This is a genomic window from Pseudomonas sp. DTU_2021_1001937_2_SI_NGA_ILE_001 (genome assembly GCF_032463525.1).
Lineage (GTDB): Bacteria > Pseudomonadota > Gammaproteobacteria > Pseudomonadales > Pseudomonadaceae > Aquipseudomonas.
Map to the genome: position 1 here is coordinate 4,938,781 of NZ_CP135971.1, position 26,007 is coordinate 4,964,787.

At 62.4% G+C, this 26,007-nt stretch carries 26 protein-coding genes, 1 tRNA gene and 2 pseudogenes; 21 read left to right on the forward strand and 8 right to left on the reverse strand.

Features of this window, described 5'->3' with window-relative positions; all coding sequences use genetic code 11:
* Positions 1 to 23 precede the first annotated feature (23 nt).
* Together RRX38_RS21585 and RRX38_RS21590 are read right to left on the reverse strand one after the other, a co-directional pair.
* Complete coding sequence (locus RRX38_RS21585; RefSeq protein WP_295471192.1) at positions 24 to 743, reverse strand: gluconate 2-dehydrogenase subunit 3 family protein; 720 nt, start codon at positions 741 to 743, stop codon at positions 24 to 26.
* 574 nt (positions 744 to 1,317) lie between these two features.
* Positions 1,318 to 2,103, reverse strand: coding sequence for a transporter substrate-binding domain-containing protein (locus tag RRX38_RS21590; RefSeq protein WP_315960604.1), 786 nt, complete (start codon positions 2,101 to 2,103; stop codon positions 1,318 to 1,320).
* Positions 2,104 to 2,381: 278 nt separating this feature from the next.
* Between RRX38_RS21590 and RRX38_RS21595 the strand changes: the two genes are divergently transcribed.
* On the forward strand, positions 2,382 to 3,560 hold the full coding sequence (locus RRX38_RS21595; protein ID WP_295471189.1) for a GGDEF domain-containing protein: 1,179 nt from the start codon (positions 2,382 to 2,384) through the stop codon (positions 3,558 to 3,560).
* Positions 3,561 to 3,588: 28 nt separating this feature from the next.
* Here the strand turns inward: RRX38_RS21595 and RRX38_RS25140 are convergent, their stop codons facing one another.
* The 5 genes and pseudogenes from RRX38_RS25140 to RRX38_RS21610 form a co-directional block, all read right to left on the reverse strand.
* Positions 3,589 to 4,356, reverse strand: a complete 768-nt coding sequence (locus RRX38_RS25140; RefSeq protein ID WP_410524925.1) for a methyl-accepting chemotaxis protein — start codon at positions 4,354 to 4,356, stop codon at positions 3,589 to 3,591.
* Between the two features lie 87 nt (positions 4,357 to 4,443).
* Positions 4,444 to 5,529: pseudogene (locus RRX38_RS25145) on the reverse strand (cache domain-containing protein); the annotation flags it as partial.
* Between the two features lie 188 nt (positions 5,530 to 5,717).
* The gene (locus RRX38_RS25150; RefSeq protein WP_410524926.1) at positions 5,718 to 6,581 is read right to left on the reverse strand and encodes a methyl-accepting chemotaxis protein; all 864 of its coding nucleotides are present in this window, start codon (positions 6,579 to 6,581) and stop codon (positions 5,718 to 5,720) included.
* Positions 6,576 to 7,433 (reverse strand): annotated as a pseudogene (locus RRX38_RS25155) (CHASE3 domain-containing protein); the annotation flags it as partial. The gene RRX38_RS25150 and the pseudogene RRX38_RS25155, both read right to left, overlap by 6 nt.
* Positions 7,434 to 7,703: 270 nt before the next feature.
* Positions 7,704 to 7,788, reverse strand: a tRNA-Leu gene (locus RRX38_RS21610).
* 123 nt (positions 7,789 to 7,911) lie between these two features.
* On the opposite strand from RRX38_RS21610, the gene queA reads away from it, so the two are divergent.
* The 6 genes from queA (at position 7,912) to RRX38_RS21640 (ending at position 14,001) form a co-directional block, all read left to right on the forward strand.
* Positions 7,912 to 8,976: a tRNA preQ1(34) S-adenosylmethionine ribosyltransferase-isomerase QueA gene (queA, locus tag RRX38_RS21615; protein WP_295471162.1), complete on the forward strand. Its 1,065-nt coding sequence runs from the start codon at positions 7,912 to 7,914 to the stop codon at positions 8,974 to 8,976.
* Positions 8,977 to 8,990: 14 nt separating this feature from the next.
* Complete coding sequence (tgt, locus tag RRX38_RS21620; protein ID WP_295471571.1) at positions 8,991 to 10,106, forward strand: tRNA guanosine(34) transglycosylase Tgt; 1,116 nt, start codon at positions 8,991 to 8,993, stop codon at positions 10,104 to 10,106.
* Between the two features lie 53 nt (positions 10,107 to 10,159).
* Entirely contained in the window at positions 10,160 to 10,501 is a 342-nt protein-coding gene (gene yajC, locus RRX38_RS21625; RefSeq protein WP_315960607.1) for a preprotein translocase subunit YajC, read from the forward strand.
* Positions 10,502 to 10,562: 61 nt separating this feature from the next.
* Positions 10,563 to 12,431, forward strand: coding sequence for a protein translocase subunit SecD (secD, locus tag RRX38_RS21630; RefSeq protein WP_315960608.1), 1,869 nt, complete (start codon positions 10,563 to 10,565; stop codon positions 12,429 to 12,431).
* A gap of 9 nt (positions 12,432 to 12,440) precedes the next feature.
* Complete coding sequence (gene secF, locus RRX38_RS21635) at positions 12,441 to 13,355, forward strand: protein translocase subunit SecF (protein ID WP_295471157.1); 915 nt, start codon at positions 12,441 to 12,443, stop codon at positions 13,353 to 13,355.
* Positions 13,356 to 13,464: 109 nt separating this feature from the next.
* The gene (locus tag RRX38_RS21640; RefSeq protein ID WP_295471156.1) at positions 13,465 to 14,001 is read left to right on the forward strand and encodes a glycine zipper 2TM domain-containing protein; all 537 of its coding nucleotides are present in this window, start codon (positions 13,465 to 13,467) and stop codon (positions 13,999 to 14,001) included.
* A gap of 92 nt (positions 14,002 to 14,093) precedes the next feature.
* On the opposite strand, the gene suhB is transcribed toward RRX38_RS21640, so the two are convergent.
* Positions 14,094 to 14,909, reverse strand: a complete 816-nt coding sequence (gene suhB, locus RRX38_RS21645; protein WP_295471155.1) for an inositol-phosphate phosphatase — start codon at positions 14,907 to 14,909, stop codon at positions 14,094 to 14,096.
* Between the two features lie 215 nt (positions 14,910 to 15,124).
* Here suhB and trmJ point away from each other — a divergent pair, with 215 nt between their 5' ends.
* From trmJ to RRX38_RS21715, 14 genes are all read left to right on the forward strand, one after another.
* Complete coding sequence (gene trmJ / locus RRX38_RS21650) at positions 15,125 to 15,889, forward strand: tRNA (cytosine(32)/uridine(32)-2'-O)-methyltransferase TrmJ (protein ID WP_315960609.1); 765 nt, start codon at positions 15,125 to 15,127, stop codon at positions 15,887 to 15,889.
* Complete coding sequence (gene cysE / locus RRX38_RS21655; RefSeq protein WP_295471152.1) at positions 15,889 to 16,665, forward strand: serine O-acetyltransferase; 777 nt, start codon at positions 15,889 to 15,891, stop codon at positions 16,663 to 16,665. The genes trmJ and cysE overlap by 1 nt, the downstream gene beginning before the upstream one ends.
* A 143-nt stretch (positions 16,666 to 16,808) precedes the next feature.
* Positions 16,809 to 17,306 (forward strand): Fe-S cluster assembly transcriptional regulator IscR, encoded by a 498-nt coding sequence (iscR, locus tag RRX38_RS21660; protein WP_295471150.1) that lies wholly within the window; start codon positions 16,809 to 16,811, stop codon positions 17,304 to 17,306.
* A 44-nt stretch (positions 17,307 to 17,350) separates the two neighbouring features.
* The gene (locus RRX38_RS21665) at positions 17,351 to 18,565 is read left to right on the forward strand and encodes an IscS subfamily cysteine desulfurase (RefSeq protein WP_315960610.1); all 1,215 of its coding nucleotides are present in this window, start codon (positions 17,351 to 17,353) and stop codon (positions 18,563 to 18,565) included.
* A gap of 75 nt (positions 18,566 to 18,640) precedes the next feature.
* Positions 18,641 to 19,027 (forward strand): Fe-S cluster assembly scaffold IscU, encoded by a 387-nt coding sequence (gene iscU / locus RRX38_RS21670; RefSeq protein ID WP_002552476.1) that lies wholly within the window; start codon positions 18,641 to 18,643, stop codon positions 19,025 to 19,027.
* Positions 19,028 to 19,069: 42 nt separating this feature from the next.
* Positions 19,070 to 19,393 carry an iron-sulfur cluster assembly protein IscA gene (gene iscA, locus RRX38_RS21675; RefSeq protein ID WP_295471088.1) on the forward strand — a complete coding sequence of 108 codons (324 nt, stop codon included), beginning with the start codon at positions 19,070 to 19,072 and terminating at the stop codon, positions 19,391 to 19,393.
* 11 nt (positions 19,394 to 19,404) lie between these two features.
* Positions 19,405 to 19,926, forward strand: coding sequence for a co-chaperone HscB (gene hscB, locus RRX38_RS21680; RefSeq protein WP_295471086.1), 522 nt, complete (start codon positions 19,405 to 19,407; stop codon positions 19,924 to 19,926).
* Positions 19,927 to 19,970: 44 nt separating this feature from the next.
* Entirely contained in the window at positions 19,971 to 21,833 is a 1,863-nt protein-coding gene (hscA, locus tag RRX38_RS21685; protein ID WP_315960614.1) for a Fe-S protein assembly chaperone HscA, read from the forward strand.
* Positions 21,834 to 21,836: 3 nt separating this feature from the next.
* The gene (fdx, locus tag RRX38_RS21690; RefSeq protein WP_295471082.1) at positions 21,837 to 22,178 is read left to right on the forward strand and encodes an ISC system 2Fe-2S type ferredoxin; all 342 of its coding nucleotides are present in this window, start codon (positions 21,837 to 21,839) and stop codon (positions 22,176 to 22,178) included.
* A gap of 19 nt (positions 22,179 to 22,197) precedes the next feature.
* Complete coding sequence (gene iscX, locus RRX38_RS21695) at positions 22,198 to 22,398, forward strand: Fe-S cluster assembly protein IscX (protein ID WP_295471080.1); 201 nt, start codon at positions 22,198 to 22,200, stop codon at positions 22,396 to 22,398.
* Between the two features lie 188 nt (positions 22,399 to 22,586).
* Entirely contained in the window at positions 22,587 to 23,012 is a 426-nt protein-coding gene (gene ndk / locus RRX38_RS21700) for a nucleoside-diphosphate kinase (protein WP_295471079.1), read from the forward strand.
* Positions 23,013 to 23,043: 31 nt separating this feature from the next.
* Complete coding sequence (gene rlmN, locus RRX38_RS21705; RefSeq protein WP_315960615.1) at positions 23,044 to 24,186, forward strand: 23S rRNA (adenine(2503)-C(2))-methyltransferase RlmN; 1,143 nt, start codon at positions 23,044 to 23,046, stop codon at positions 24,184 to 24,186.
* Positions 24,187 to 24,209: 23 nt separating this feature from the next.
* On the forward strand, positions 24,210 to 24,968 hold the full coding sequence (pilW, locus tag RRX38_RS21710) for a type IV pilus biogenesis/stability protein PilW (RefSeq protein WP_315960616.1): 759 nt from the start codon (positions 24,210 to 24,212) through the stop codon (positions 24,966 to 24,968).
* A complete protein-coding gene (locus tag RRX38_RS21715; RefSeq protein WP_315960617.1) occupies positions 24,968 to 26,005 on the forward strand; it encodes a RodZ family helix-turn-helix domain-containing protein in 1,038 nt (345 codons plus the stop codon). Before pilW ends, RRX38_RS21715 begins: the two co-directional genes overlap by 1 nt.
* Positions 26,006 to 26,007: the final 2 nt, after the last annotated feature.

Sequence of the window (26,007 nt, forward strand, 5' to 3'; positions counted from 1 at the left end):
AACCTTGCGAGTATTCGGGGGGATCAGCCGCGCTGGCCGCTGATGCTGACCGGCCCGAGTGGATACTTGACGTTGTGTTGGGCGACCCATTCCACGTAACTGGCGCGCGCGCCCGGGAAGCCGATGGCGATCCACGCCTTCATGCCCTTGTTGCCGCCGTAGATCGGGTCGGAAAGGTAGCCCTGCTTGGTATGGCCGAGCAGTTCGCCGAAGAACTGCTTGGACTTGAGCACGTCCTCGCCATAAGCCTTGAAGTCGATCTCGCCGCCTTGCAGCTTCTTGAGCACATCGTTTTGCGTGGCGGCGTCGAGCACCGCGAAGTTGTCGCGGTGGGTCGCCTGGCACCAGGCGTTCAGCGCCTTGATCGCATTGCGGTAGATCTGCTGTGGCGTATATGGAATCTGATAGCCCATGGTTGCCGGCGGGTTGGCCGGGAAGGGGCCTTCCAGGTAGATCTCGCTGCCCAGGTCGCCAGCCAGTTGCTGGTCGATGAACACCGGTACGTTGGTCTCCAGCGCACCCGGGCCGCGGCCGTCGGCCGGAATCAGCTTGTCGGTGGCGGCAAGGATGAAGGCCCATTCACCGGCGCTGAAAAAGCTCGGTTGGTAGGTATCCAGGCCCGGCGCGATCATTTCCGCTGCTGCGGCGGCGCTCAGGCCCTTGACGGTTACGCCCAGCGCAGGCAAGGCAATCAGAGAGGAAAGCAGGAACTTCCTTCGCGATGTCGGCTTGTTTATCAGCATGTAGGGATCACCTATGACGGCTCACAAGAAAATCCCGGACGGCACAAGCCTGCGCAGGTGGCGATATGGCCGACCTTGCCCTCTGCTGCAACGCTGGCGGCAGGTTCCCGGCCATCGCCTGGCCTGCCGATCCTTTTCTGAGGGCGAGCGCAAGCGCACGTCCACGACGAGGGGGCATGACAGGGGAGAGGTCTTCGGGAACAGGACTGGCGGGCCTGGCTGGCCGCTCTCATTGTGGTTCGTTTGCAGCGGGGTGCCGAAACCGGGAAACGCCCGGCTTCGGACAGCGAGGTGCGACACTATGGCCGCTTGCTCATCACGGGTTGTACGATGTTAACAGACTCATTCAAGGATGTAACGAATGATTTCAATGTGATGTGATGGCTCTAAATTGAGGATCTCGGCTAATCCTGACGCGACTTTTGAAAAAGCGGAGCGGATGGAAGGCGAGCTTTAACAACCAGTTGTCTGATGAGTTAAGGCGGTTTTTCACCTGCCAGTCCGCGTCTACCCACCGCGCCTCGCCACCCCCTCCTGCGTTGCGGGAGGGGGCGACGTCAGCCGCCAGAGGGCTTCACTCGCCAGGCATGGCCAGCCATTCGCCCTGGATCTTCTGATACGCCCCGGTGGCTTTGCTCAGATGCAGCCACTGGTCCACATAGCTTTTCCAGGCCACGTCGTCGCGCGGCAGCAGGTAGGCCTTCTCGCCATATTGCATGTAGTGCGCAGGGTTCACCGCGCACAGCCCCGGCAGGCGCTTCTGTTGGTACAGCGCCTCGGAGGAGTCGGTGATCATCACATCGGCTTTCTTGTCCAGCAGTTGCTGGAAGATGGTGTTGTTGTCGTGGAACGCCAGCTGCGCCTTGGGCAGGTGGGCACGGGCGAAGGCTTCGTTGGTGCCGCCGGCCGGTTCGATCAGGCGCACCGAGGGTTGGTTGATCTGTTCGACGGTCTGGTACTTGGCCTGCTCTTCACAGCGCACCAGCGGGATCTTGCCATCGACGTCCAACGGGTTACTGAAGAAGGCTTTCTTCTGCCGTTCCAGGGTCACGGAAATACCGCCCATGGCGATGTCGCATTTGCCGGCCTGGAAGTCGGGCATCAGGGTTTTCCAAGTGGTCGGCACCCAGGTCACTTTGGCACCCAGGCTTTGCGCCAGGCTGCGCGCCATGCTGATGTCGATGCCTTCGTAGTCGCCATCGGTACGCAGGAAGGTGTAGGGCTTGTAGTCGCCAGTGGTGCATACCGTCAATTCGCCGCTCTGCTGCACCTTGTCCAGGTGCGACGACGGTTGCTCGGCCTGGGCCAGGCCGGAAAGCCCCAGCAGCAGGGCGGTAAGGGCACGGGTTTGCAGTTTCATCGGCGGTTACTCGCTTGTTGGTATGAAGGCCGACAGGGTAGCCGGTTTTGCCAGGGCCACGCACCTTGGCGAGGCATGCTGCCTGCCCGCTCGCAAGCCGGGATATTTGTGGCAAATGGCTGCTATCGGTCTGCCCCGATTGGCGGCGATGAACTACCATGTTGCAGTCCAACCCCGGGCACCGGCACCGGGCGTCGCAGTAATGGAAAATTCGCTGTCCGACGCCCAGGAAATGCATACAATCCGCCCCTTTTTTCCCGATACAGGTCCGGCAGTCTATGGCCCTCGACCCCGTTACCATGCTGGTCCTCTCTCTTGCCCTCGCGGCGTCGGCAGCGTTGCACCTGGCCATCGAGTGGCGCAGCGTGCGAGCGCCGGCGCTGTTGTTCTGGAGCGCGGGGTTCGCGACCATCTTTCTGGGCTGTGGCCTGTCGTTGCTGCGCACCAGCGGCATCCTCATTCTGGGTATCTGGTTCGCCAACGGGCTGTTGATCTTCGCGCACTGGTTGTTCCTGTTCGGCGTGGCGCGCTTCACCGACACCCGGTTGTCCCGAGGCTGGTATCTGATCGTGCCGTTCTGGGTGGCGTTGTTGCTGCTGCCGGAAGGGCCGCAGTGGTCGAAGACCATGTTGTTGGTCAATTCGCTGCTGGTAGCGGCACTGGCCCTGCGTGCCAGCCTGTTGCTGCAGCCCCATGGCCGCTCGCTGAGTGTCGGGGCGGTGCAGCTGCGTTTCGTGCTGTTGCTTCACGGCCTGTTCTATCTGCTCAAGGGGCTGTCGGTGTTCCTGCCTGGCACCTTGCTCGACCTGGCGGCGCTGCGTGGACAGATCATCCAGATTTCCCTGGTCGAAGGGGTGATGGCGATCATGTTGATCGCTGTGTCGATGACCGGCTCCGAGCGTCACCGTCGGGAAAAACAGATGGCCCACCTGGCCGCACGCGACCCGCTGACGGCGCTGTACAACCGTCGGGCCTTTGAAGTCCGCGCCGCTGCGCTGCTCGATGAGGTGTCTGTGGTAACGCCGGGGGCGCTGCTATTGATCGATGTCGACAACTTCAAACCCGTGAACGACCTGCACGGGCACACCGCCGGTGACCACCTGCTGGTCACGCTCAGTGAGCAGATCCGTTCGCTGCTGCCCGAGCAGGCACTGGCGGCCCGTCTGGGGGGGGATGAGTTCGCGATTCTCCTGAAGCACGCCTCGCGTGAGCGGGTGGAGAGCATCGGCAATGCGCTGCGCGAGCAGTTCAATGCCGTCACATCGGCCAGCTTTTCCACGCCCCAGCCGGTGACCCTGAGCATTGGCGCCAGCCTGTTCGACCAGCCGCCCGGTAGCCTGGCGGTGCTGATCGAACAGGTGGACGAGGCCCTTTACCAGTCCAAGCGCGGCGGGCGCGATACGCTGCAGCTTGTAGACCGTACGCGCCTGGGGGTGGCCAGCCGTCAGCCGGTCTGAGCCCAAAACGCCGGGTAGCGGTTGCGCCTCAAGACTTGAAGCGACCCACCAGCCCGTTGAGCTCATCCGACAGCTGCGACAGGCGACCTGAGTCTTCCTGTGCCGAGCTGGCCAGGTTTTCTACCAGCTGGGCTTCGTCGTAGATCTGCTGAATGTGCCGGTTGATCTCTTCGGCCACGCTGTGCTGTTCTTCGGCGGCTGCGGAAATCTGCAGGTTCTGGTCGCGGATTTCGTTCACCGAAAGCTGGATGCCTTCGAAGCTGTCCAGCGCGTTCTCGATGGAAGACACGCTGGCCTGCGACAGCTCCAGGCAGCTGTCCATCTTCTGAGCGACTTCATGAGTCTTGTTGCCCAGCGCATTGAGCAACTGGTCGATCTCGCCGGTGGAGTCGGCCGTGCGCTTGGCCAGGGCCCGCACCTCGTCGGCCACCACCGCGAAGCCACGGCCCTGGTCGCCGGCGCGGGCCGCTTCGATGGCCGCGTTGAGGGCTAGCAGGTTGGTCTGCTCGGCAATGGCACGGATGGTGCCGAGGATCTGGTTGATATTGCGGCTGCCTTCTTCGAGCTCGACCATGGCCTGGGACGACTCGCCGATACGACGGCTCAGGCGGTTGACGTTCTGGGTGCTCAGCTCGATCTGCTGCTTGCCTTCGGTGACCCGCTGATGGCCGCTCTCGGCCGAGGAGGCGGCGGCGCTGCACGAGCGGGCCACCTCGTTGGCGGTCGAGACCATCTGGTTGAAGGCCGTGGACACCAGCTCTACCGACTGGCGCTGACGCCCTGCGGCCTGGTTCATGTCGCTGGCCACCTGGCTGTTGACGTGCGAGGCATCCTGCAGGTTGGCCGAGGCTGAACCGATGCGTTGCACCAGTTGGCGAATCGCCGCCAGAAACTGGTTGAACCAGCCGGCCAGCTCGGCGGTTTCATCCTTGCCTTGCACCTTGAGGTCGTTGCGCAGGTCGCCTTCGCCATCGGCGATCGACTGCAGGCCGCTGCTGACCTGGCCGATGGGACGCACGATGACCTTGGCCAGAGCGGCGGCCAGGCCGGCGAGGATCACCACCAGCACGGCCACGATGGCCAGGGTCAGGTAGGTCATCTGGGTGGCGCCGGCCATCACTTCGGAGCGTTCGATCAGGCCGATGTAGCGCCAGCCCAGCACTGGCGAGGTCCAGACGTTGGCCATGTAGGTGACGCCGTTGATCTCCACCTCGGTCATGCCTGAGGGGGTGGCGGCCAACTTGGCATAAGGTTCGCCGAGGTCCTTGAGCGGCTTGAAGTTGTGCGCCGCGTCACGCGGGTCGACCAGCACCGTGCCGTCTTCGACCAGCATCACGTAGCCGCTCTGGCCGAGCTTGATGCTCTTGAGCAGTTCGGTGAGATTCTTCAGCGAGACGCTGACCACGAACACGCCCTTGGCCTTGCCGGTTTCGTCGAGCAAGGTCCGCGCGGTGCCGACCAGGGCCACGGCGTCCTTGTCGTAGTAGTAGGCGGGTGTGCGCACGGTCTTGCCGGGGCTGGCCATGGCCGCCTTGTACCAGGGGCGTGCGCGTGGGTCGTACTTCGACAGTTGCGGGTCGTCTGGCCACTTGGCATAGGTGCCGTCTTCCAGGCCGATGGACAGGATCGCTGCCGCCGGATGGTTCTTGCCGTAGCGGGCGAACTCGTCGATGACCCGCTGTGCCTCGGCCGGCAACGGCTGGCTGGCGGCATCGGCGCCGGTGTAGTTCTTCAGGCTCTTGGCCGAGGTGTAGACCGGGTCGGTGGCCATCTGATCGACGTTCTGCACGTTGGCATCGAAGAACTGCCGGATGTTGCCGTCGATCTGGCGAATCTCTCGGGTGCTGCTGTCGACGAACTGATCCACCGCCTGACTGCGGATGTTCAGCACGGAGATGACCGCGACCAGGCTGACGGGCAGGAAGGCCGCCAGCACGAACGCGAGGATGAGCTTGTTCTTTATTTTCATCAGAATGCCACCGTCCAAGGAGAAAGACGCAAACGACCAGGCAGGAAGGTGGCCATTTGATGCTTGTCTGAATCTTCGGCTTGACCGGTGAATACTTTATGAAGGGTTCGTGTACAAAGCGGGTGGGATTGTTGCTGGCGCTGCGATGATCACCGAGGCCCGTGCAGGCCTCGGCTTGGCGGGAGGGGTCAGTACACGAAGACCCGCACCTGACGTTCCAGATCTTGCGCCAGGGCCTGCAGCGCGCGGGCGGTGGTACTGGTCTGTTCTACGGCCTGGCTGTTCTGCTGCGACATCTGCGCGATGCGCTCGACGTTGCGCGCCACGTCCTGGCTGGCCATGCTCTGCTCCTTGAGCGCCAGGGAAATCTGGTCCACGACCCGTACCACAGTGCCCGAGGACTCGCGGATATTGACGATTGCCTCGCCGGCCTGCTGAGCCAGCTCGACACCGCTCTTTACCTGGGTGACGCCCACCTCCATGCTGCCCACCGCCTCCTGAGTCCCTTGCTGGATCTTCACCACCATGTCGGTGATTTCCTGGGTGGAGTTGGCGGTGCGCTGGGCCAGCAAGCGCACTTCATCGGCCACCACGGCGAAGCCTCGGCCCTGCTCGCCGGCACGTGCCGCCTCGATGGCGGCGTTGAGGGCCAGCAGGTTGGTCTGCTCGGCAATGCCCTTGATGACACTGACGATGCTGGAAATCTGTTCGGCGTGCTGGTCCAGCGTGGCGATCTGGCTGGCGGACGCCTGCACCGTGTCGGCGATGCGCTGCATACTGCCCAGGGTGCTCTGAATCACGTTGCCGCCTTCGGTGGACTGGCGTCCGGACTCGGTCGACAGCGCGTGGGCGTCGCTGGCGTTGTCAGCCACATGATTGATGCTGACGGTGAGTTCTTCGACGGTGGCGGCCATCGAAGACGCCGCCTGGGATTGCTCCTGCGCCGATGCGGAAAGCTGCGTCGAGGCGCTGGAGATGTTCTGCGAGGCGCTGACCAGTTGCTCGGCGCCCATGCGGATCTGGCCGATCATGCTGCGCAGACGCTCCTGCATGGCCGCGAAGGCCTGCAGCAGGGTGCTGACTTCGTCGCCTTCTCTGGCTTCGATGGCATTGTCCAGGCGACCGCCGGCAATGGCTTTGGCTACTTCGACAGCTTGGCTGATACGCCGCACCAGGGCGCTGGACAGCGACCAGGCGATCAGCACGGCGAGCAGAGCGGCCACTGCACCGCCCCCGACCAGCATGCTCAGGGCAAATGACTTGGCGTCGTCCATGGCCGCGGTGCGCTGGCTCTGCAGAGCCACCTCGGCGTCACGCAGCTCACCCAGCACCTGGCGCATGGCGTCCATGCGCGCCTTGTCACGACCGGCGCTGATCTCCGTTACCAGGGCGCTGAATGGCTGGCTGCCGTCGTTGACGGCCCGGCGCAGCGCCAGCTTGCCCTGGATACCTTCGCTCATCCACTGCTGATAGTTGCTGCGCAGGCGCTCCAGGCGCGCCTGCTGCTCGGCGTTGTCGGCGGTGCTGCGTTTGATCTGCGCGAATTCACGGTCGAAGTCGTCCGAGCCCTGCTTGAGCGGATCGAGGAAGTCCTCTTTCCCGGTCAGCGCATAGCCGCGCATGCCGGTCTCGATGTTCACCAGACTGCGCAGCAGTGCATCGGCCTGGTTCAACACCGCATAGCTATGAATGTTGCTGCGTACGCTGGTGGATACCTCGTTGAAGCCATGCCATGACACCGCGACGAGCAGAGCGATGATAAGGGTGACAATGCCGAAGCCTGCGTACAACTTCTTGGAAATGCTCAGGGACGAGAACATGATGATCTGCTCATTGGCCGTTGACGAAATGCCCCACCGGCAGGCTCGTTCATGAGTGTCGAGGTGATGGCTTATTGACTTCATTCCATGATGTCGTTGAGATTTGGCTTGTACAGATAAAGTTCCTTGTACAAGTTTTCTTTGCTCAACTATTTTTCGGGCGAGGTCGGGCAGGGCGCGGACGAAGCCCGTAGGCTGGATTCAGGGGGCGAGAGAGGGGGTAGGGACGGCGCGGTGATGGAGCGAGGCAGGGCGTAGCCGAGACGCAGGCGAAACGGCGGACACAAAAAAACCGCCAGATTGGCGGTTCAGTTGGGTTTTGCTGCGATGCAGATGCATCTGCAAACCTGTAGATGGTGCCCCGAGGGAGACTCGAACTCCCACTCCTTTCGAAAACGGATTTTGAATCCGCCGCGTCTACCAATTCCGCCATCAGGGCTCAGTGGCCGCGAAGTATAGGGAGGCCCTGGCAGGCGGTCAACCATGATTTCCGAGGGTTTTTTACTATTGCTGGCAAAACCGCTAAACTTCCCGGCCCTGCTGGACGACCCCCCTCACCATCATGCGTGTTGCCGACTTTACCTTCGACCTTCCCGATGCCCTGATCGCGCGCCATCCCCTGGCCGAGCGGCGGGCTAGCCGCCTGTTGACCCTGGATGGCCCTACCGGCGCCCTGGCTCATCGTCAATTCACCGACCTGCTGGAGCACCTGCGCCCCGGAGACCTGATGGTGTTCAACAACACCCGGGTGATTCCGGCGCGGCTGTTCGGCCAGAAGGCTTCCGGCGGCAAGCTGGAAATTCTCGTGGAGCGTGTGCTGGACAGCCATCGCGTGCTGGCTCACGTGCGTTCGAGCAAGTCGCCCAAGCCCGGTTCGTCGATTCTGGTCGATGGCGGCGGCGAGGCGACCATGGTGGCGCGTCATGACACGCTGTTCGAGCTGGCCTTCGCCGAGCCGGTGTTGGCGCTGCTGGACCGAGTCGGGCATATGCCGTTGCCTCCTTATATAGACCGCCCCGACGAAGGCGCCGACCGCGAGCGCTACCAGACGGTGTATGCCGAGCGCGCCGGTGCCGTGGCCGCGCCGACGGCTGGCCTGCACTTCGACGAGCCGCTGCTCGAAGCCATCGCCGCCAAGGGCGTAGAGACCGCCTTCGTGACCCTGCATGTCGGTGCCGGGACCTTCCAGCCGGTGCGTGTCGAGCGTATCGAAGACCATCACATGCACAGCGAATGGCTGGAAGTCAGCCAGGACGTGGTCGATGCCGTGGCCGCCTGCCGAGCGCGGGGCGGACGGGTCATCGCGGTGGGCACTACCAGCGTGCGTTCGCTGGAGAGTGCCGCGCGAGACGGCCAGTTGAAGCCGTTCAGCGGCGATACCGACATTTTCATCTACCCAGGCCGGCCTTTCCATGTGGTCGATGCCCTGGTGACCAATTTCCACCTGCCGGAGTCCACGCTGCTGATGCTGGTTTCCGCATTTGCCGGTTACCCCGAGACCATGGCCGCCTACCAGGCTGCCGTGGAAGAGCGTTACCGCTTCTTCAGTTACGGTGATGCGATGTTCATCACCCGCAATCCCGCGCCCACGGGGCCCCGGGAATCCAACCCGGAGGATCACCCATGAGCCGCACCTGTCGTATGTCTTTCGAACTGCTGGCCACCGACGGCAAGGCTCGTCGTGGCCGCCTGACCTTCCCGCGTGGCGTGGTGGAAACCCCGGCGTTCATGCCGGTGGGCACCTACGGCACGGTGAAAGGCATGCTGCCGCGTGACATCGAGGCCATCGGCGCGCAGATCATCCTCGGCAACACCTTCCACCTGTGGCTGCGTCCGGGCACCGAGGTCATCAAGGCCCACGGCGACCTGCACGATTTCATGCAGTGGAAGGGGCCGATTCTCACCGACTCCGGCGGCTTCCAGGTGTTCAGCCTGGGCGCGATGCGCAAGATCAAGGAGGAGGGCGTGACCTTCGCCTCGCCGGTCGACGGCGCCAAGGTGTTCATGGGCCCGGAAGAGTCGATGCAGGTGCAGCGCGACCTGGGTTCGGACATCGTGATGATCTTCGACGAATGCACGCCGTACCCGGCCAGCGAAGACGTTGCGCGCACGTCCATGGAGCTGTCGCTGCGCTGGGCCAAGCGCTCGAAGATCGCCCATGGCGACAGCGACGCGGCGTTGTTCGGCATCGTCCAGGGCGGCATGCACGAGAACCTGCGCATGCGCTCGCTGGAAGGTCTGAGCGAGCTGGACTTCGACGGCCTGGCAATTGGCGGCCTGTCGGTCGGCGAGCCGAAGGAAGAGATGATCAAGGTGCTCGATTATCTGCCTGGCCAGATGCCAGCAGACAAACCTCGTTACTTGATGGGAGTAGGCAAACCCGAAGATCTGGTCGAAGGTGTGCGCCGCGGTGTGGACATGTTCGACTGCGTCATGCCGACCCGTAATGCCCGCAACGGTCATCTGTTCATCGACACCGGTGTATTGAAGATCCGCAATGCGTTCCATCGCCATGATGATTCGCCGCTGGATCCGACCTGTGACTGCTACACCTGCCAGAACTTCTCCCGCGCCTACCTGCACCACTTGGACAAGTGCGGGGAAATGCTGGGTAGCATGCTCAATACGATCCACAATTTGCGGCATTACCAGCGGCTGATGGCTGGTTTGCGCGAGGCTATCCAACAGGGTAAATTGGCCGACTTCGTTGAAGTCTTCTATGCCAAGCGCGGCCTTCCGGTGCCGCCTTTGGGCTGAAACACCGCGAGTTTTTCCTGCTTTACATACCAATTATGAAAATGGAGCGCTAAATGAGCTTTTTCATCTCCCCCGCTTTTGCGGACGGTGCTGCACCTGCGGCCGCTGCTGGTCCGGCGGGTACTGGCTTTGAGTGGATCTTCCTGGTCGGCTTTCTGGTCATCTTTTATCTGATGATCTGGCGTCCACAGGCCAAGCGCGCCAAAGAGCAGAAAAACCTGCTGGGCAACCTGCAGAAAGGCGATGAAGTTGTGACCGCTGGCGGTATCGCCGGAAAAATTACCAAAGTCACTGACGACTTTGTGGTGATCGAGGTGTCGGATAGCGTCGAGTTGAAAATCCAGAAGGGCTCGGTTGTAGCCACTCTGCCAAAGGGCACCCTCAAGGCGCTCTGAGTTCCATATCTACCAATCGACGGGGCGCGCAAGGCGCCCCGCGTTCTAAGCGGGCGGCGTGATGCTGAACAAATACCCTCTGTGGAAATACCTACTGATCCTGGTGGTACTGGCGATCGGTTTCATTTATTCCGCACCCAACCTCTATCCTGATGATCCGGCGATCCAGATCAGCGGCACGAGCACGGCCCTGCAGGTTGACCAGTCCGATCTCGACAAGGCCAGCAAGGCGCTGACCGATGCGGGTATCTCGGTCAAGGCGGCGAGCCTCTCTGCGAATGGCAAGGGTGGCCTGCTGCGCCTGACCCGCCAGGAAGACCAGTTGCCGGCCAAGGATGTGGTGCGCAGGGCGCTGGGTGACGACTATGTCGTGGCCCTGAACCTGGCCCGGACCACTCCGACCTGGCTGCGCAACCTGGGCGCTCACCCGATGAAGCTGGGCCTGGACCTTTCGGGCGGTGTGCACTTCCTTCTCGAAGTGGACATGGACAAGGCCATCGATGCGCGCCTGAACGTGTACGAGGGTGAGGTCAAGACCTTGCTGCGCAAAGAGAAGCTGCGTTATCGCAGCCTGCCGCAGCAGAACAATGTCATCCAGCTGGGCTTCAGCGACAATGCCGAGCGTGACCAGGCCCGCGACCTGATTCGCAAGAATTTCACCGATTTCGAAATTACCCCGTCCGAGCTGAACGGTATCGTCACCCTGCGCCTGGCCCTGACCCAGGCCAAGCTGGCGGAGATCCGCGAATACTCCATCAAGCAGAACCTGACCACGGTGCGCAACCGGGTCAACGAGCTGGGTGTGGCCGAGCCGCTGGTACAACGCCAGGGCGCCAACCGCATCGTGGTCGAGCTGCCAGGTGTGCAGGACACCGCCGAGGCCAAGCGTATTCTCGGCAAGACCGCCAACCTGGAGTTCCGTCTCGGCGCCGGCCCGGATGACACCAAGGCCACCACCGAGACCTTCGAGTTCCGTGAAGGCAATCGTCCGCCTGCCGCTGTCGAGCGTGGTCTGATCATCACCGGTGACCAGGTCACCGACGCCCAGGCCAGCTTCGACGAGCACGGTCGTCCGCAGGTGAACATCAAGCTCGACGGCCATGGCGGTGAGCTGATGAGCCGTGCGACCCGCAGCAACGTGGGTCGCAGCATGGCGGTGATCTTCATCGAGCAACGCCCGGTGACCACCTATGCCAAGCAGATGGTCGATGGCGTCGAGAAGGAAGTGCAGCTGCAGACTTTCAAGGAAGACAAGAAGATCATCAGCCTGGCGACCATCCAGTCGCCGCTGGGCAGCCAGTTCCGTATCACTGGCCTGAACGGCCAGGGTGAGTCGTCCGAGCTGGCCCTGCTGCTGCGCGCTGGTGGCCTGGCTGCACCGATGTACTTCGCTGAAGAGCGCACCATCGGCCCGAGCCTGGGCGCCGACAACATCGCCAAGGGTATCGATGCCTCGCTGTGGGGCATGCTCTTCGTCTCGTTGTTCATCATGGCGATCTACCGCTTTTTCGGTCTCATCGCTACCGTGGCACTGGCCTTCAACATGGTCGCGCTGCTGGCGCTGATGTCGCTGCTGGGGGCTACGCTGACCCTGCCGGGCATCGCCGGTATCGTGCTGACCATGGGCATGGCGGTCGACGCCAACGTGCTGATCTTCTCGCGTATCCGTGAAGAGCTGGCCAATGGCATGAGCGTGCAGCGTGCCATCAACGAAGGTTTCGACCGTGCCTACACGGCGATTCTCGACGCCAACCTGACCAGCCTGCTGGTCGGCGGCATTCTCTACGCCATGGGTACCGGCCCGGTGAAAGGCTTCGCCGTCACCCTGTCGCTGGGTATCTTCACCTCCATGTTCACGGCCATCATGGTGACTCGCGCAATGATCAACCTGATCTTCGGCGGGCGTGACTTCAAGAAGTTGTGGATTTAAGAGGCTGCCATGAAGTTAAAAACCATCAACTTCATGGGCGTGCGCAACGTTGCGTTCGCCCTGACCATGCTCCTGACCCTGCTGGCGTTGTTCAGCTGGTTCCACAAGGGGCTCAACTTCGGCCTGGACTTCACCGGCGGTACGCTCATCGAGCTGACCTACGAGAAGCCGGCAGACCTGGGCAAGGTGCGCCAGGAGCTGGTCGCAGCCGGCTACCACGAAGCCGTGGTGCAGAGCTTCGGTGCGACCACCGACCTGCTGGTGCGCATGCCGGGCGATGACCCGCAGCTGGGCAGCAGTATCGCCAATGCCCTGCGCCAGAGCGGTGCGGACAACCCGGCCACGGTCAAGCGCGTCGAGTTCGTCGGCCCGCAGGTGGGTGAGGAGCTGCGCGACCAGGGCGGTATCGCCATGCTTCTGGCGCTGGGCGGCATCCTGATCTACCTGGCGTTCCGCTTCCAATGGAAGTTCGGCGTCGGTGCGATCGTCTCGCTGGTTCACGACGTGGTCGTGACCATGGGGATCCTGTCGTTCTTCCAGATCACCTTCGACCTCACCGTGCTGGCGTCGGTCCTGGCGATCATCGGCTACTCGCTCAACGACACTATCGTGGTCTTCGACCGGGTGCGGGAGAACTTCCGTGTGCTGCGCAAGGCGTCGCTGATCGAGAACATCAACGTTTCGACCACTCAGACCCTGCTGCGCACCATCGCCACCTCGGTGTCGACGCTGCTGGCGATCGTCGCGCTGTGGATGTTCGGCGGTGACAGCCTGGAAGGTTTCTCCATTGCCTTGTTCGTCGGCGTGCTGGCCGGTACCTACTCGTCCATCTACATCGCCAACGTGGTGCTGATCTGGCTGAAGCTCAGTGCTGAAGACCTGATTCCACCGGTAACCACTGACAAGGTCGACGATCTTCCTTAAACGGCGGGCTTGTTCAGAAAAAGGCGCGAGTTGAACTCGCGCCTTTTTTTATGCTCCAAGGCTAGGCAGTGCGTAGGAATGACTACGTTTTAGAGGTCAGGAGGTTCAAGTGAACAAGTCTCTGTTGGTGGGTGCCGTGTTGGGGGCCGTTGTGGTGACAGCGGGTGGCGCGTTCGCCACCTACAGTCTCGTCAAAGGTCCGGAATACGCCGATGTCCTGGCTGTCGAGCCGGTCAAACAGCAGATCAAGACACCCCGAGAAGTGTGCAAGGACGTGACGGTTACCCGCCGTGCGCCCGTTAAGGACGAGCATCAGATCGTTGGTAGTGTGCTGGGTGCCGTGGCCGGTGGTCTGCTGGGTAACCAGGTGGGCGGTGGCAACGGCAAGAAGATCGCTACGGTGGCCGGTGCGGTAGGTGGTGGCTACGCCGGTAACAAGATCCAGGAGGGTATGCAGGAGCGTGATACCTATACCACCACCCAGACCCGCTGCAACACCGTCAATGACGTCAGCGAGAAGGTCGTGGGCTACGACGTGAAGTACCAGCTGGGCGACAAGGTCGGCAAGGTACGCATGGAGCAGGAGCCCGGTAACCGCATTCCGGTGGACAAGAATGGTCAGTTGATCCTGGGTCAGGCCCAGTAAGCTGCAGTCTTGAGGCTGCTCGCGGGCGGCTTCAAGGTTGTCCAGGCACAAAAAAACCGGTCATCAGGACCGGTTTTTTTGTGGCGCTTCGATCAGCGTTTGATCGAAGCGGGCAGGTGAGGTGCGATGGAGGTCAGCACGGCCTTGAAGCACTTGGCATTGCCCGCCACCACGTGGCCTTTTTCCAGGAATTCATGACCACCGGTGAAGTCGCTCACCAGGCCGCCAGCTTCCTGGATGAGCAGGGCGCCTGCGGCGATATCCCACTCGGAAAGGCCCGACTCCCAGAAGGCGTCGAAGCGGCCTGCGGCGACATAGGCCAGGTCCAGGCTGGCGGCGCCGGCGCGGCGGATGCCGGCGGTCTGGCCGATCAGGCTGCGGAACATGCCCAGGTAGTTTTCCAGGTTGTCCAGCTGGTTCTCGCGGAACGGGAAGCCGGTACCCAGCAGTGCGCCTTCCAGGCTGCGACGCGAGCTGACCCGCAGGCGGCGGCCGTTGAGGGCGGCGCCACGGCCACGGCTGGCGGTGAATTCTTCCTGGCGTACCGGGTCGAGCACTACCGCGTGCTCCAGGCGGCCACGGTATTTGCAGGCGATGCTGACGGCGAAGTGCGGGATGCCACGGACGAAGTTGGTGGTGCCGTCCAGGGGGTCGATGATCCACAGGTAGTCGGCCCCTTCGCCCTTGCCGGCGTGCAGGCCGCTTTCCTCGCCGAGGATGCCGTGGTCAGGGTAGGCCTTGCGCAGTGCGGTGATGATGCTTTGCTCGGCAGCGCGGTCGACTTCGCTGACGTAATCCTTGGCTTCTTTTTCATCGACCTTGATGGTATCCAGGCGCTCGATGGAGCGGAAAATCAATTCGCTGGCGTTGCGTGCGGCGCGCAGCGCGATATTCAGCATGGGCTGCATGGATAAATCACCTAGGGTTGTTAAAGAGAGCCGGCCATTTTAGAGGCAGCGACGAATTATTTCCAGCTTCGAGTGTCGTTGCGCCGCGTGCTTCGTCGACCTGAGAGGCGGGGGTGCGGTGTCTATCCGGTCGGTGCTCGACCAAGGCCGCGTGGCGCAAAGCCGACTGCTTCGGTAAGATTTGCGCCCTTGATTTTTCTCAGTGAGCGCTAGCGGTGTTGCAGAACATTCGTGTTGTCCTGGTCGGTACCACGCACCCCGGAAACATCGGTGGGGCGGCGCGTGCCATGAAGAACATGGGCCTGTCGCGCCTGGTGCTGGTCGAGCCGCGGGTGTTCCCTTCGCCCGAGGCTGATGCGCGGGCATCCGGCGCGGACGATATCCTGGCTTCGACCCAGGTGGTGGCGAGCCTGGAGGAAGCGCTGGTGGGTTGCAGCCTGGTGCTGGGTACCAGTGCCCGCGATCGCAGCCTGCCCTGGCCGATGCTCGATCCCCGCGAGTCGGGGGTGAAGGTCGTCGAGCAGGCGGCCCTTGGGCAGGAAGTGGCGCTGGTGTTCGGTCGCGAGCATGCCGGCCTGACCAACGAAGAACTGCAGCGCTGTCATTATCATGTGCATATCCAGTCCAACCCGGAGTTCAGTTCGCTGAACCTGGCGGCTGCCGTGCAGGTATTGAGCTACGAGGTGCGCATGGCCTGGCTGGCCGCTGCCGAGCAGGCCTCCGTGGCTGTCGATGCGCCGGGTCGCGATGTGGAGTTGGCGACCATGGACGAGATGGAAGGCTTCTATGCGCACCTGGAGCAGACCCTGGTGGCCATCGGTTTTCTCGACCCCGAGAAGCCTCGCCACTTGATGGCGCGGCTGCGCCGCCTGTACGCACGCAGCGAGGTCGAGCGGCCGGAGCTGAGCATTCTCAGGGGAATCCTCACGGAAACCCAGAAAGCGGCACGGGGTGAGCCCCATAAACGGAAGGATCAGTGATGTTCGAGCGTTTGCGAGAAGATATCCAAAGCGTTTTCCATCGTGACCCGGCGGCGCGCAATGCCTTCGAGGTGCTGACCTGCTATCCCGGCATGCATGCCGTGTGGATGCACCGCCTGGCCCACAAGCTGTGGACCGGCAACTGGAAGCTGTTGGCACGGATGGTCTCCAATTTCAGCCGCTGGATGACCGGCATCGAGATTCATCCGGGGGCGAAGATCGGTCGACGCTTCTTCATCGACCACGGCATGGGCATCGTCATTGGTGAAACTGCCGAGATCGGTAACGACGTAACGCTTTATCAGGGCGTGACCCTGGGCGGCACCAGCTGGAACGCTGGCAAGCGTCATCCGACGCTGGAAGATGGTGTGGTGGTAGGGGCGGGGGCCAAGGTGCTGGGGCCCTTCACTGTCGGTGCGGGGGCGAAGATCGGCTCCAACGCGGTGGTCACCAAGGCGGTGCCGGCCGGTGCGACGGCGGTGGGCATTCCGGGGCGCATCATCGTCAAGACCGATGACGAGGTGGAGGCCAAGCGCAAGGCCATGGCCGAGAAGCTGGGGTTCGATGCCTACGGTGTCGGCCAGGACATGCCAGACCCCATCGCCCGCGCCATCGGGCAATTGCTCGATCACCTGCAGGCCGTCGATGTCCGTCTGGAAGGCATGTGCGGTGCACTGAACAAGTTGGGCAGTGATTACTGCGCCGGTGAATTGCCGGAGCTGCGCGACGAGGTCTTCGAGTGCGTCAAGGATCGCCCGGAGCAGGCGCAGGCTTGAAATGTGTCAATGTGCGCCCATGTTTGCTATGATGCCGCCCGCTATTTCGGGGTAAATCCGAGTGTTTTGCTTGGTTTTATAGTTGACTCAAATACTCGGGAATAGCATACTCGCACCCATTCTGAACCATTGCGGTACATGCCATGCGATTGACTACCAAAGGCCGATACGCTGTGACAGCCATGCTCGATCTGGCTTTGCATGCGCAGCACGGTCCCGTCTCTTTGGCCGATATCTCCGAGCGCCAGGGCATTTCCCTGTCGTATCTGGAGCAGCTGTTCGCCAAGCTGCGGCGCAGTAACCTGGTGTCGAGCGTGCGGGGCCCCGGTGGGGGCTACCAGCTTTCGCGTGACATGAAAGGCATCCAGGTGGCCCAGGTGGTCGATGCGGTCAACGAGTCGGTCGATGCCACCCGTTGTCAGGGTTTGGGCGATTGCCACGCCGGTGATACCTGCCTGACCCACCACCTGTGGTGCGACCTTAGTCAACAGATCCACGAGTTCCTCAGCGGTATTAGCCTGGCCGACCTCGTCACTCGCCGTGAAGTGCAGGAAGTCGCTCAGCGCCAGGATCTGCGTCGCTGCTCGAACACGAGCAACATGTCGCAACTGGGTAAGATTGAAACGTCCGCCGTCGAATGAACGCAGATGAATGAGCGGTGCGCCTGCCTGATAGGAGATATGCAATGAAGTTGCCGATTTACCTCGATTATTCCGCGACGACGCCGGTCGATCCGCGTGTCGCCCAGAAGATGATGGATTGCCTGACTGTCGACGGCAACTTCGGTAACCCGGCATCTCGCTCCCATGTGTTCGGCTGGAAGGCCGAGGAAGCCGTCGAAAACGCCCGTCGCCAGGTCGCCGATCTGGTTGGTGCCGACCCGCGCGAGATCGTCTGGACCTCGGGTGCCACCGAGTCCGACAACCTGGCCCTCAAGGGCGTGGCGCACTTCTATCACACCAAGGGCAAGCACATCATCACTTCCAAGATCGAGCACAAGGCGATCCTGGACACCGCGCGCCAGCTGGAGCGCGAAGGTTTCGAAGTCACCTACCTTGAACCGGGCGAAGACGGCATCGTCACCCCGGCCATGGTCGAGGCTGCCCTGCGTGAAGACACCATTCTGGTGTCGGTCATGCACGTCAACAACGAGGTCGGCACCATTACCGACATCGCCGCCATTGGCGAGCTGACCCGCTCGCGCGGCGTGCTGTTCCATGTCGATGCCGCTCAGTCGCCAGGCAAGGTCGAGATCGACCTGTCGAAGATGAAAGTCGACCTGATGTCCTTTTCCGCGCACAAGGCCTACGGCCCCAAGGGCATCGGTGCCCTGTACGTGAGCCGCAAGCCGCGTGTGCGCCTGGAAGCCACCATGCACGGCGGTGGTCACGAGCGCGGCATGCGTTCCGGCACCCTGCCTACCCACCAGATCGTCGGCATGGGTGAAGCCTTCCGCATCGCCAAGGAAGAGATGGCCGCCGAGAACCAGCGTATCAAGGCCCTGAGCGAGCGCTTCTTCAAGAAGCTCGAAGACCTCGAAGAACTGTACGTCAACGGCAGCCTGACCGCCCGTATTCCGCACAACCTGAACCTGAGCTTCAACTACGTCGAGGGTGAGTCGCTGATCATGGCGCTCAAGGACCTCGCCGTGTCGTCCGGTTCGGCCTGTACTTCGGCATCCCTGGAACCGTCCTACGTCCTGCGTGCCCTGGGCCGCAACGACGAGCTGGCGCACAGTTCGATCCGTTTCACCTTCGGCCGCTTCACCACCGAGGAAGACGTCGACTACGCCGCCGAGAAGGTCCGCGAGGCGGTGACCAAGCTGCGCGAACTGTCGCCGCTGTGGGACATGTACAAAGACGGTGTCGACATCTCCAAGATCGAGTGGGCGGCGCACTAATCGAAAGCCGCCTCCCGGACAGGCCGCCGCCGCGCGGCCTGCAGAGCGGCACCCTGATGTGAGAGGAACAGAACCATGGCTTACAGTGAAAAGGTCATCGACCACTACGAGAACCCCCGCAACGTCGGCAAGATGAATGCCGAGGACCCGGATGTCGGTACCGGCATGGTCGGTGCTCCGGCTTGTGGCGACGTCATGCGCCTGCAGATCAAGGTCAACGAGCAAGGCGTGATCGAAGACGCCAAGTTCAAGACCTACGGTTGCGGTTCGGCCATTGCCTCCAGCTCCCTGGCCACCGAGTGGATGAAGGGCAAGACCCTGGACGAAGCCGAAACCATCAAGAACACCCAGCTGGCCGAAGAACTGGCCCTGCCGCCAGTCAAGATCCACTGCTCGGTTCTGGCCGAAGATGCGATCAAGGCCGCTGTGCGTGACTACAAGCAGAAGAAAGGCCTGCTGTAAGCCGCCTTTCCCTGCATCGCTGGGCAAAACCAAGGAGCTCCGATGGCAATCAGCATGACAGAAGCCGCCGCCAACCACGTTCGCCGTTCCCTCGACGGGCGCGGCAAGGGTGAGGGCATTCGCCTTGGCGTGCGTACCACGGGCTGTTCGGGTCTGGCCTATGTGCTGGAATTCGTCGACGAGACGGCCCCGGAAGATTCGGTATTCGAATCCCATGGCGTGAAGGTCATCATCGACCCCAAGAGCCTGGTGTATCTCGACGGCACTGAGCTGGACTTCGTCCGCGAAGGGTTGAACGAAGGCTTCAAGTTCAACAACCCCAACTCGCGCGGTGAGTGCGGCTGCGGCGAAAGCTTCAACGTCTGAGGCGATCGATCGTGGGAACTCCTTGTCATTTCGCGTTGTTCGACCTCAAGCCCGGCTTCGAGGTGGACGTCGACCAGCTGGCCAGCCGCTACCGCGAACTGGCGCGCAGCGTACACCCAGATCGTTTCGCCGATGCCCCCGAGCATGAGCAGCGCCAGGCGCTGGAACGCTCGGCCAATCTCAACGAGGCCTACCAGACGCTGCGCAGCGCGCCGCGTCGCGCCCGTTACCTGCTGGCCTTGCAGGGCGGCGAGGTGCCGCTTGAGGTGACGGTGCATGACCCGGACTTCCTGCTTCAGCAAATGCAGTGGCGCGAAGAGCTCGAAGACCTCCAGGACGACGCAGACCTGGACGGCGTCGCCGCCTTCAAGCGCCGCCTCAAGGCTGCCCAGCAGGAACTCAACGACAGCTTCGCCGCCTGTTGGGACGACGCAGCGCAACGCGAACAGGCCGAGCGCCTGATGCGGCGCATGCAGTTTCTCGACAAGCTCTCTCAAGAAGTGCGCCAGCTCGAAGAGCGCCTCGACGACTAACCCTGTGCGGTTGCGGCCGCACGCCTGTGATTATTCTTAAAAGCATGGCCTTACTGCAGATCGCCGAACCTGGCCAGAGTCCACAACCGCATCAGCGCCGTCTGGCTGTCGGTATCGACCTGGGCACCACCAATTCGCTGGTCGCTGCTTTGCGCAGCGGTCTTTCCGAGCCGCTGCCCGATGAGAACGGTCAGGTCATCCTGCCGTCGGCAGTGCGCTACCATGCCGACCGTGTCGAAGTCGGGCAGGCTGCCAAAGCGGCTGCCTCGCTGGACCCGCTGAACACCGTGCTGTCGGTCAAGCGCCTGATGGGGCGCGGCCTGAGCGACGTCAAGCAGCTGGGTGAGCAATTGCCCTATCGCTTCGTTGAAGGTGAGTCCCACATGCCATTCATCGACACCGTACAGGGCGCCAAGAGCCCGGTGCAGGTGTCGGCCGACATTCTCAAGACCTTGCGCCTGCGCGCCGAATCCACCCTCGGTGGCGAGCTGGTCGGTGCAGTGATCACCGTGCCGGCCTATTTCGACGACGCCCAGCGCCAGGCCACCAAGGACGCGGCCAAGCTGGCCGGCCTGAACGTGCTGCGCCTGCTCAACGAGCCGACTGCTGCGGCGGTGGCCTATGGTCTGGACCAGCAGGCTGAAGGTGTCGTGGCCATTTATGACCTGGGCGGCGGTACGTTCGATATTTCCATCCTGCGCCTGACCGGTGGGGTGTTCGAAGTGTTGGCCACCGGCGGTGATACAGCGCTGGGTGGTGACGATTTCGACCACGCCATTGCTCAGTGGATCATCCAGGGTGCTGGCTTGTCCGCCGACCTGGCGCCTGCTGCACAGCGCAGCCTGCTGCAGGCGGCTTGCGCGGCGAAGGAAGCCTTGACCGACTCGGCGAGTGTCGAGGTGGTCTACGAAGGTTGGCGTGCCGAGCTGACCCGTGAAGCCTTCAATGCGCTGATCGAACCGATGATCGCGCGCAGCCTCAAGGCGTGCCGCCGTGCCGTGCGTGACGCGGACATCGAGATCGACGACGTTCAGGCCGTGGTCATGGTCGGTGGTTCGACCCGTGTGCCGCGCGTGCGTGAGGCCGTGGCCGAGCTGTTCGGTCGCCAGCCGCTGACCGAGATCGACCCTGATCAGGTGGTGGCCATCGGCGCGGCGATCCAGGCCGATACCCTGGCGGGCAACAAGCGTGACGGTGGTGAGCTGTTGCTGCTCGATGTCATCCCGCTGTCGCTCGGTCTTGAGACCATGGGCGGGCTGATGGAGAAGGTCATCGCCCGCAACACCACCATTCCGGTGGCGCGTGGCCAGGAATTCACCACCTACAAGGACGGCCAGACAGCCATGATGATTCATGTGCTGCAGGGCGAGCGCGAGCTGATCAGCGATTGCCGCTCCCTGGCGCGCTTCGAGTTGCGTGGCATTCCGCCGATGGTCGCCGGTGCGGCGAAGATTCGCGTGACCTTCCAGGTCGATGCCGATGGCCTGCTCAGCGTCGCGGCACGTGAGCTGGGTTCGGGTGTCGAGGCCAGCATTCAGGTCAAGCCGTCCTATGGGCTGACCGATGGCGAGATTGCCCGCATGCTCAAGGACTCGTTCCAGCATGCCGGCCAGGACAAGGCGGCGCGCGCCCTGCGCGAGCTGCAAGTGGATGCCGAGCGTCTGCTGGAGGCCGTTCAGGGTGCCCTGGAAGCCGATGGCGAGCGCCTGCTCGACGAAGAAGAGCGCCTGGTGATCAGGCTGCAGATGGATGAACTCCGTGAACTGATGCAAGGCACCGATGGCCCGGCCATCGAGCAGCAGACCAAGCGTCTGTCGCAGGTGACCGATGCATTTGCTGCCCGACGCCTGGATTCGACGGTCAAAGCCGCATTGGCGGGGCGCAACCTGAATGATATCGAGGAATAATTGATGCCGAAGGTGACTTTCCTGCCCCATCACGAGCATTGCCCTGAGGGGATGGTCGTCGAGGCCGAGCCGGGGGTTTCGATCCTCGAACTGGCCCATGAGCATCACATCGAGATCGAGAGCGCCTGTGGTGGCGTATGTGCCTGCACCACCTGCCACTGCATCATCCGCAAGGGTTTCGACTCGACCGGCGAGCTGGACGAGCTGGAAGAAGACATGCTGGACAAGGCCTGGGGTCTTGAGCCGCAATCGCGCCTGGCCTGTCAGGCCCGGGTCGGTGACCAGGACATCACCGTCGAGATTCCCAAGTACTCGCTCAACCATGCTGCCGAGCCGCCGCACTGATTCCTGAGGAAAACCGTTCATGAGTCTCAAATGGGTTGATGTGCTGGAAATCGCGATCCAGTTGGCTGAAACGCGGCCTGACGTGGATCCGCGCTATGTGAATTTCGTCGACCTGCGCGACTGGGTGACCCAGCTGCCGGAGTTCGATGATCAGCGTGATCGCGGCGGAGAAAAGGTCCTGGAGGCCATTCAGGCTGCCTGGATCGAAGAACTCGACTGAAAGTGCGGTCGGCGGGGCGGGCGAGCAATCGTTGCCCTGGGGCGCAAGGCCCGATTTTCCGGGCCGTAACGCCTCGGCGACAGGTCCGCACTGGGGGTTCTATGCATCGCGTTAGGCAATACCTCATAACCCGCGTATAATTCGCGGGTTTAATTTTTCGCTTTAATCTCTGTTTCTGGAGTTTCACCATGGCTGTTCAACGTACCTTCTCCATCATCAAGCCAGACGCCGTTGCCAAGAACGTCATCGGCAAGATCACCTCTCGCTTCGAAGAAGCCGGTCTGCGCATCGTTGCCTCGAAAATGAAGCAACTGTCCAAGGCCGAAGCCGAAGGCTTCTACGCCGAGCACAAAGAGCGCGGCTTCTTCGGTGACCTGGTTGCCTTCATGACTTCCGGTCCGGTTGTCGTTCAGGTTCTGGAAGGCGAGAACGCTATCGCTCGCAACCGTGAGCTGATGGGCGCTACCAACCCTAAAGAAGCTGCTGCTGGCACCATCCGTGCCGACTTCGCCGAGTCCATCGACGCCAACGCCGTCCACGGTTCCGACTCCGAAGCCGCTGCTGCACGTGAAATCGCTTACTTCTTCGCTGCAACCGAGGTAACCGCTCGCTAAGCCTTCGGGTTATCGAGTGAAGGGTGAATCCATGATCGCGACCACTGGTAAAACCAACCTGCTGGGCCTGACCCAGCCGGAAATGGAAAAATTCTTCGAGTCCATCGGGGAGAAACGCTTCCGTGCCGGTCAGGTCATGAAGTGGATTCACCACTTTGGCGTCGATGATTTCGACGCCATGACCAACGTCGGCAAAGCCCTGCGCGAAAAGCTCAAGGCGTGTGCCGAGATCCGCGGCCCCGAAGTGGTCAGCGAGGACATCTCCAGCGACGGTACCCGCAAATGGGTCGTGCGCGTGGCGTCCGGCAGCTGCGTCGAGACCGTGTTCATTCCCCAGGGCAAACGTGGCACCTTGTGCGTTTCGTCCCAGGCAGGCTGTGCCCTGGACTGCAGCTTCTGCTCCACCGGCAAGCAAGGCTTCAACAGCAACCTCACCGCCGCCGAAGTCATCGGCCAGGTGTGGATCGCCAACAAATCCTTCGGCAGCGTACCCGCCACCATCGACCGTGCCATCACCAACGTGGTGATGATGGGCATGGGTGAGCCGCTGCTGAACTTCGACAATGTCATCGCCGCCATGCATCTGATGATGGATGACCTGGGGTATGGCATTTCCAAGCGCCGGGTGACACTGTCCACCTCCGGCGTGGTACCGATGATCGACGAACTGGCCAAGCACATCGACGTGTCCCTGGCACTGTCGCTGCATGCGCCTAACGACGAGCTGCGCAACAAGCTGGTACCGCTGAACAAGAAATACCCCCTGAGCGTGCTGCTCGACTCCTGCCGCCGCTACATGGCTGCGTTGGGTGAAAAGCGCGTGCTGACCATCGAGTACACCCTGCTCAAGGATGTCAACGACCAGCCCCAGCACGCCATCGAGATGATCGAGCTGCTCAAGGACACCCCTTGCAAGATCAACCTCATCCCGTTCAACCCGTTCCCGCATTCCGGTTACGAGCGGCCTAGCAACAACGCCATCCGCCGCTTCCAGGACATGCTGCACAACGCCGGCTACAACGTCACCGTACGGACTACCCGTGGCGAAGACATCGATGCCGCCTGTGGCCAGCTGGTCGGCCAGGTGATGGACCGCACACGGCGCAGCGAACGCTACATCGCCGTTCGCGAGCTTGAAGCCGGGACCGGGCAGGACCGTCGCGCGGCTTCTTGAACCTGACTGCAAAGAGAGACTCCATGTCTGTGCGTGCCTCGCTGCTGTTATGTTTCGCCTTCTGGCTGGCAGGATGTGTTTCGTCGGGTGACGTCAACCCGTTGTCCACCAGCAAGGGGCGCGAAGAAGCACGCAAGGCCTATGTGCAACTGGGGCTGGGGTATCTGCAGGAAGGGCAGACCGAGCGCGCCAAGGTGCCCTTGAAGAAGGCTCTGGACCTCGACGGCAACGACCCTGATGCCAATGCCGCCCTGGCCCTGGTGTTCCAGGCCGAGATGGAGCCGAAGCTGGCCGACGAGTACTACCTCAAGGCGATCGCCGCCAGCAAGGGCGATGCACGCATAGTCAACAACTACGGCAGTTTTCTCTACGAGCAGGGGCGTTATAAGGACGCTTACGCGCGTTTCGAACAGGCCGCCGCCGATAACCTGTATCCTGAGCGCTCCCGCGTCTTCGAAAGCCTTGGCATGACCGCCCTGAAGCTCGGGCAGCGTGAACAGGCTCGTGAGCATTTCACCCGTGCCCTGCGTCTGGACCGGCGTCAGCCGCGCGCGTTGCTGGAAATGGCAGAGCTGTATTACGAAGATGGGCAGTACGTCCCGGCGCGTGAATACTACGAACGTTACAGTCAGCTCAGCCAGCAGAACGCTCGCAGCCTGCTGCTCGGCCTGCGCCTGGCGAAGATCTACGAAGACCGCAACACTGCAGCCAGTTATGGTCTGCAGTTGAAAAGACTCTATCCCGGTACGCCGGAATATCAGCAATACCTGTCGGAGCAATGATGAAAACGGCGCATCCCGAAGTTGTAGCAGCCCATCGCGCAAATCCTGGGGAGACCCTGCGCCAGGCCCGTGAGCATCAGAATTGGTCGTTGCCTGACGTGGCCCACCGGCTCAACCTCACCGTCTCCTCGTTGAACCACGTCGAGAACGGCGATTTCGACAGGCTGCCCGGTCACACCTTCGCGCGCGGCTATGTGCGGGCCTATGCCAAGCTGCTGGGTCTCGACCAGGCTGCGCTGGTCGCGCAGTTCGACCAGTACACCGGTACCGACGGCAAGGGCAGCGAAGTCCACTCGCTGGGGCGTATCGAAGAGCCGGTGCGGCTGTCGCACAACATCCTGCGTATCGTCAGCCTGCTGTTGCTGCTGGTGCTGGTCGGTGGCGGCTTCCTCTGGTGGCAGGACCAGGCTGCACAGCGTGGCAAGGACCTCACCGGCCTGGTGATGGAGCACGTCGAAGTCGAAAGCGCCGATGGCACCACGCAGATTCACCCGATCGACGAGCCGCAGCAACCGGCCCCGGCGCCAGCTCAAGCCAGCGAGGGGGGCAGCGCGCCACTGCCGTTGAACCCGTCCTCGACCGCGGCGCCGGCCCCTGAGTCCATCGCCAGCGCTCCTGCGCCAGCCGTCCAGGCGCCGGGTGCCCCGTCCACCACCCCTGCGACCCCGGCAGCCCAGGGCAGCAGCACTCAGCAGGCCTCCAGCGCCCCGAGCGTAGCGCACACCCCGGCAGGCACGGCCCCGGCGGCGCCTTCCGCACCGGCCTCTTCCGAGCCTATCGCGCCGATCCTGCCGGGTTCCGCCCAGGTCACCATGAAGTTCACCGCCGACTGCTGGACCCAGGTGACCGACGGTAATGGCAAGGTGCTGGTCAGTGCCCTCAAGCGCAAGGGCGAAAACCTCGAAGTCAGCGGTAAGCCGCCGTTTTCGGTCCGCCTGGGCTTCGCACGAGGGGCCGAGGTCAGTTATAACGGACAGCCTGTAGACGTCGCTCCATTCACCACCGGCGAAACCGCTCGCCTGAAGCTAGGGCAATAAGT